Source organism: Anoxybacillus sp. MB8 (assembly GCF_011006755.1).
Taxonomy (GTDB): domain Bacteria; phylum Bacillota; class Bacilli; order Bacillales; family Anoxybacillaceae; genus Anoxybacillus; species Anoxybacillus gonensis.
Map to the genome: position 1 here is coordinate 23,940 of NZ_RXXX01000035.1, position 6,149 is coordinate 30,088.

General features: G+C 41.1%; 6 protein-coding genes and 1 pseudogene. 6 read left to right on the forward strand and 1 reads right to left on the reverse strand.

From position 1 onward, the window contains the following. Positions 1-253: 253 nt before the first annotated feature. The 4 genes from pxpB (at position 254) to EKC99_RS11665 (ending at position 3,311) form a co-directional block, all read left to right on the forward strand. Complete coding sequence (gene pxpB, locus EKC99_RS11650; RefSeq protein ID WP_035063659.1) at positions 254-1,000, forward strand: 5-oxoprolinase subunit PxpB; 747 nt, start codon at positions 254-256, stop codon at positions 998-1,000. Continuing rightward, positions 978-1,982: a 5-oxoprolinase subunit C family protein gene (locus EKC99_RS11655; RefSeq protein ID WP_042533928.1), complete on the forward strand. Its 1,005-nt coding sequence runs from the start codon at positions 978-980 to the stop codon at positions 1,980-1,982. Before pxpB ends, EKC99_RS11655 begins: the two co-directional genes overlap by 23 nt. Before the next feature lie 2 nt (positions 1,983-1,984). Continuing rightward, a complete protein-coding gene (gene pxpA, locus EKC99_RS11660) occupies positions 1,985-2,743 on the forward strand; it encodes a 5-oxoprolinase subunit PxpA (RefSeq protein WP_021096106.1) in 759 nt (252 codons plus the stop codon). Positions 2,744-2,909: 166 nt separating this feature from the next. Then, the gene (locus EKC99_RS11665) at positions 2,910-3,311 is read left to right on the forward strand and encodes a gamma-glutamylcyclotransferase family protein (protein ID WP_084220255.1); all 402 of its coding nucleotides are present in this window, start codon (positions 2,910-2,912) and stop codon (positions 3,309-3,311) included. Here EKC99_RS11665 and EKC99_RS11670 read toward each other — a convergent pair whose 3' ends face one another. Next, entirely contained in the window at positions 3,312-3,824 is a 513-nt protein-coding gene (locus EKC99_RS11670; protein WP_021096104.1) for a hypothetical protein, read from the reverse strand. It abuts the gene before it with no gap. Positions 3,825-4,098: 274 nt separating this feature from the next. On the opposite strand from EKC99_RS11670, the pseudogene EKC99_RS11675 reads away from it, so the two are divergent. Both EKC99_RS11675 and EKC99_RS11680 read left to right on the forward strand, forming a co-directional pair. Next, a pseudogene (locus EKC99_RS11675) lies at positions 4,099-4,967 on the forward strand (Rpn family recombination-promoting nuclease/putative transposase). Between the two features lie 435 nt (positions 4,968-5,402). Continuing rightward, on the forward strand, positions 5,403-6,149 hold a 747-nt coding region (locus EKC99_RS11680; protein ID WP_163151983.1), incomplete at its 3' end, for a virulence factor.

Genomic DNA, 6,149 nt, shown 5'->3' on the forward strand with positions numbered 1-6,149 from the left:
TAAGCATATGGAATCGATTCTCGTTCTCCTTCAAGATGGGCTCATTCCCGAAGATGTTAGAGATGAGATGATTCATGAATTAATGACACAATATGTTGAAGGAGCATTGGAATCAAGCATAGTTTCTAAGGTCATTGGTAACGTACTTCAGAAAGGCTACAGCAAGATTAGCTTTCGATTAGAACAATTCGTTTTAAAACAAAGCACGCAACGAAACAAATTTCAAAAGCACTTCGTTTTATCGGAGGAAAAAATGTTGAGCTATGAGCTGATACCGCTTAGTGAGAATGCGTTAGTAATCAAATTTGGCGAACAAATTACTCCCGACATTCATCAACGAGTTCACCAAGTTTCTACCTATTTTACAGATCATCATATAGAAGGAATTATTGAAGTTGTTCCTGCCTATACAACTGTTACCGTCTATTATGATCCGATCCAGTTTGTAAAGAATATAAACCGAAAATCGCATATCGAGGTTCTTCCTTTTGAAAGAGTTTGTACCGTATTAAAAAATGTTCTTTCGTCACTACAATCCACCCATATTCCTCAAGGAAATGAAGTCGTAATTCCTGTTTGTTATGGAGGAGAGTTTGGACCGGATTTAGAAGAAGTAGCTAGAAGAAATCAATTAACACCTGAAGAAGTAGTGAATATTCATACGAACGGTCATTACGTTGTGCATATGATTGGATTTGCGCCTGGATTTGCTTATTTAGGCGGTATGTCAGAAAGGATTGCTACGCCGCGAAAACACTCGCCACGTTTGCGTATTCCAGCAGGTTCTGTGGGCATCGCCGGTATGCAAACAGGAATATATCCGATTGAAAGCCCAGGGGGGTGGCAACTCATCGGGAGAACACCGATCCAATTATTCCGTCCACAGCATCCTCAACCGAGTTTATTACAAGTTGGGGATCGTGTTCGCTTTCAACCGATAACGCGGGAAGAATATAAGCAGCTTCAGGAGGAGAACAATGAGTATTCGTGTGATTCGTAGTGGTTTACTAACGATGGTTCAAGATTTAGGTCGATTCGGTTTTCAAAAGGATGGCGTCACTGTGGGCGGCGCTATGGATCAATTTGCGCATCGTATCGCTAACATTCTTGTCAGAAATGAGGAATCCGAAGGCACGCTCGAGATGACATTCATTGGTCCAACGCTTGCTTTTGAGGAAGATGCATTAGTTGCGATATGTGGCGGGGAGTTTGAAGCGAGCATCGATGGGCAAGAAGTGCCACTATGGCGCCCTGTTTTCGTTAAACAGGGGAGTATACTTACGATCGGTCATTGTCGTGCAGGATGTCGAGCATATTTAGCTGTGTCGGGGGGATTTCATATTCCTAAGATAATGAACAGTCAATCAACGTATTTACTTGCACGTATCGGTGGTTTTCAAGGAAGAGCGTTGCAAAAAGACGATGTGCTTTTACTTCGAGAATCGAGGCGAAATTTTGAGCTGTTGCGATTACATAAGAAAAAAACATCTCTTCCTTTTATAACGATGAGTTGGGGAATTTCATTTCAGTTTCGTGCATATTTTTATAAATCTCCAAAAACGATTCGCGTCATTCAGGGGGCACAATTTGCTCATTTTACGACACAAAGCCAAAAACGTTTTTTCACCCAACCATATAAAGTCACTTCTCAATCGAATCGAATGGGCTATCGTTTAGAAGGACCTTTGCTTCAAAGAAAACATTCAGTAGAAATGGTTTCGGGAGCGGTTACGTTCGGCACAATTCAAGTGCCGAACGAAGGAAAGCCAATTATATTAATGGCAGATCGTCAAACGACAGGAGGGTATCCGAAAATCGCGCAAGTCATTGCCGTTGATTTACCCATTTTAGCACAAACCAAACCAGGAGAGCAGATTGTATTTCACGACATTTCATTTGAGGAAGCGCAACGATTATATATTCAACATGAGCTTAGCATGAAGCAATGCGAAAAAGTAATGATGTCGAAAATGGGAGGATAAAGATGTACCGCATCGATCTGAATTGTGATATGGGAGAAAGTTTTGGAATATATCAATTAGGGAACGATGAGGAGATTTTGAATTACGTGACATCAGCAAATATTGCTTGCGGGTTTCATGCGGGTGACCCATCTACGATGCGAAAGACGGTTCAGTTGGCGCTTGAAAAGGGGGTGAGTATTGGTGCACACCCGGGGTTGCCTGATTTAATTGGATTTGGAAGAAGAAATATGGCAATTACTCCGGAAGAAGTGTATGATCTCGTCGTTTATCAAGTGGGGGCGTTATATGGTTTTGTAAAGGCTGCTGGTGGAAAGATGCAACATGTGAAACCGCACGGAGCTTTGTACAACATGGCTGCAAAAGACTGTGCACTTTCAGAAGCGATTGCAAAAGCAGTGTATGACATTGATCCATCATTAGTATTGTTTGGATTAGCAGGAAGTGAACTAATTAAGGCGGGAGATCGTATAGGCTTAAAAACAGCAAATGAAGTGTTTGCTGATCGGACATATGAGCAGGATGGTTCGTTAACACCACGACATAAACCTAACGCCTTAATTCATGACGAACAAGAAGCTATACAGCAAGTGATTCGAATGGTAAAAGAGGGAAAAGTGCGGTCACAACAAGGAACTGATGTGGAAATCAAGGCAGATACGATTTGTATTCACGGTGATGGGGTACACGCGTTAACATTTGCTAAAAAAATTTTTGAAGCGTTAAAAAAAGAAGGCATTGTCATTAAATCTTTATTTTAAATCGAGGTAACGCGTTTTCCACTCCTTCCTTTGTTTCAAATCATTGTGTACACTGTTACGTCGATTATCTTGTCAACAGTGAAGATGGTAAGTTTTTTATGGTCATGTGCATGAAAAGAGGAAAGGTATATATTTATAATATCGTCGAATGTTAGGAGGAGAAAACGTGACGTTATTTCAAGTGTTCGTGTACGGGACATTGCTTCAAGGAGAGCAAAATCATCATGTTGTTGCTCCGTACGTCACACATATAGAAACAGGTGCTGTATGCGGTTGGCTTCATAGCGTTGCCGACTTGTATCCAGCTTTAGTGCTCGATTCATCTGCCCCTCCAGTAGAAGGCGAATGGTTGACGGTAAACGAAAAAGGACTACAGGCGATGGATCGGCTTGAAGGATATTATGGGGAGGGAAAACGTAATGATTATGAGCGAGTATTTGTGACAGATGTAGACGGAAAAAAGGCAGGATTTGTGTACGTATACTCAAGCGAACGGGCAAAACATTTACCACAAATAGGCACTTCGTGGAGAGCATACAAGCAGTCATATGAGCGTGGCTTCAAGTGATCATGTTTTAAGTCCAGTGTTTTTTATCGCGACGCAGCTCGATTGCGTTAACGGCGCGTGCAGTTTTTGTTCTAGAAGCTTATATGTTTCTTGTTCTCTAATTCGATTGTTCACTTGCGCAATTTGTTGTAAATGTTTTTTCAATGCTTTTACAAAATCATGAGCGAATTTCGTTTTATCATAAAAAAGAAAGAACTCTACACGATCATTTGTAACATTTACAGCTTCAATTTTGATTTCGCGTCCTTTCACAATGAAAAAGTAATCATAGGCAGAACCAAAGCCGGAGATACGGAATGTTTTATTCTCTTTATTAGCGATCATATCTATCACACTAGCAGCTATACTTAACAAAGCTGTGCCGTAAAGCGTTGCAATATTGATCGTCATTTGCTCAATACCGTTATGAACAATCATATACATTTCGCAACTAAAAAAGCTATTGAGGTTCTCACTTTTGAGCGTCTCTTTCCAGTCATCTTCCCAGTCTTCTAATAAAATTTTGATAGACATGTGTACCCTCCGTAACTCTTTTTACTTTTTCGCTACTACCCTATCTGTAGAGTTTAACTACCACTATATTTTCTATTATTGGAACAATTTTTTTACTTATGCGCTGATTATTCAGAGTTAAATCAGTAAAATAGAAAGAAGTTTTGTACACCTAAAGGTTATCGAATTTTCACCAAAACAGAGAGCCACGCCTCTCTGTTTTTTTCATTCCTAAAGCAGGAATCTCCTCGTTTTTATCGAAAATACACAACAAAACAGAAAGCGAGGTGTATATATGGCGGTTGATCATGATCGGTTGTTTAAAGAGCTGATTACGACATTTTTTGAAGAGTTTCTTCTTCTCTTTTTCCCGCATGTGCATGAGCATATCGACTTTCAGCACGTGTCGTTTTTGTCCGAGGAACTGTTCACCGATGTGACGGCGGGGGGGGGGAGTATCGCGTCGGTTTGCTGGTTGAGACGAAGTTGAAAGGGGAGAATAGCCTCATTATCGTCCATATCGAAAATCAAAGCTACGTGCAGCCATCGTTTCCCGAACGAATGTTTATTTACTTTAGCCGCTTGTTTGAAAAATACCGAAAGCGCATGTTGCCGATTGCGGTATTTAGCCATGATTCTCTTCGACATGAACCTTCATCGTTTAAGCTCCAATTTCCTTTTTTCGATGTGCTTCAATTCCGCTTTCTTACTGTTGAGTTACGCAAACAAAACTGGCGCGATTACATTCGCCACGACAACCCAATCGCCGCTGCGTTGTTAAGCAAAATGGGGTATACTGAAAGTGAACGAATAGAGTTAAAGAAGCAGTTTTTACGAATGATTGTGCGCATGGAATTAGACGAAGCAAAGCAACGATTATTAATCGGCTTTTTTGAAACATATGTGAAGCTGTCGGATGAGGAAGAACAACAATTGCGAAACGAGGTGAATGAAATGGAAACGAAAGAAAAGGAGAAAGTGCTGGAGTTAATTATTTCATATGAGAAAAAAGCGTTAGAAAAAGGCTTGAAAGAAGGCGTAGAACGAGGGTTGCAACAAGAAAAACGCCAGATTGCAAAAAAGATGCTAGCGAAAGGCTACGATGTACAGACGATTCATGAACTGACGGAGTTGTCTTTGGAGGAGATTGAGAAGCTGAAGTGATATGCTGTTTTAAATTTTTACCATTTCTCATCCACAGCGCATTTCTGTTTTTTTAGACGAGTGGAAAGAAGATTAGGAGAGATGAAAAAGCTTGAGGAATAGCTTAGGCGGTGCATGTTCGCACCGCCTATTTGTCAATTGTTGCGCGAGCATAAATTATAGTCTAATAATCGTTCATCCCTCGAGAAAGCAATGTCAATGTCGCGATCGTGGGGAGTGTGTTTTGTTGTTGGTGGTTCGAACAAATAAATGAACCGCATTTGTTAACCGTTTGCCTATGATTTGTTCTATGTCTCTATCCGTTTTTGTTTATGTCTGCCACATTTTTATTGAGCGAAATGTTTGCTTTTCTTTGTTTCTTCCTTTTCAATAAAGTTATATGATTTTTTGGCGTATGAATATATTGGAATGTTATCGTGAATAGGAGAGAAGCGGATGAAGATTCGATCAATTGAACCGACACCAAGTCCCAATACGATGAAAGTGTTGCTTGATGAAGAGCTTCCATTTGGAACAAGCTACAACTATAAGCCAGCGCAGGCTGAACAAGCTCCTGAAATCATTAAGCAGTTATTGAAAATCGAAGGTGTGAAAGGCATTTACCATGTCGCTGACTTTTTAGCTGTCGAACGGCATGCGAAATATGATTGGAAACCGATCTTAACAAAGGTGCGCGAAGTGTTTGGCGAACAGGTGGAGGATCTTAAAGAAAATGAATCGGTGCGCAATGAGCATTTTGGCGAAGTGAAAGTGTATGTGCAAATGCTTTATGGCTTACCAATGCAAGTGAAGTTAACGGACGGTCACGAAGAGAGACGAGTGGGGTTGCCGCAACCGTTTGTCGATGCGGTGCTAGAAGCGCAAAAACATGCGGGGAATATTGTCGTGGAGCGGAAATGGGTCGAAAAGGGGGTTCGGTACGGAACATTTGAAGAAATCGGCGCTGAAATTGTCGAGGAGTTGTCTGCTGCTTATCCTCCAGAACGGCTCGAGCGATTTGTACACATGTTTAAACAAGGCGAGCAGTCGAAAACGCAAAAACGAACAAGCGTTCAAGTGACCGAACAAATGCTAGATGATCCAGATTGGACGAAACGATATGCAGCGTTGGAACAGATGGCAGAGCCGACGGAAACCGATTTGCCCGTATTGGCAAAGGCGTTAAAAGATGAGAAAGTAGCG

Excerpts from the sequence above, each read along its gene's own strand:
- EKC99_RS11670 (WP_021096104.1), bottom strand. The coding sequence starts at position 3,824 with ATGTCTATCAAAATTTTATTAGAAGACTGGGAAGATGACTGGAAAGAG.
- pxpB (WP_035063659.1), top strand. The coding sequence starts at position 254 with ATGTTGAGCTATGAGCTGATACCGCTTAGTGAGAATGCGTTAGTAATC.
- pxpA (WP_021096106.1), top strand. The coding sequence starts at position 1,985 with ATGTACCGCATCGATCTGAATTGTGATATGGGAGAAAGTTTTGGAATA.
- EKC99_RS11655 (WP_042533928.1), top strand. The coding sequence starts at position 978 with ATGAGTATTCGTGTGATTCGTAGTGGTTTACTAACGATGGTTCAAGAT.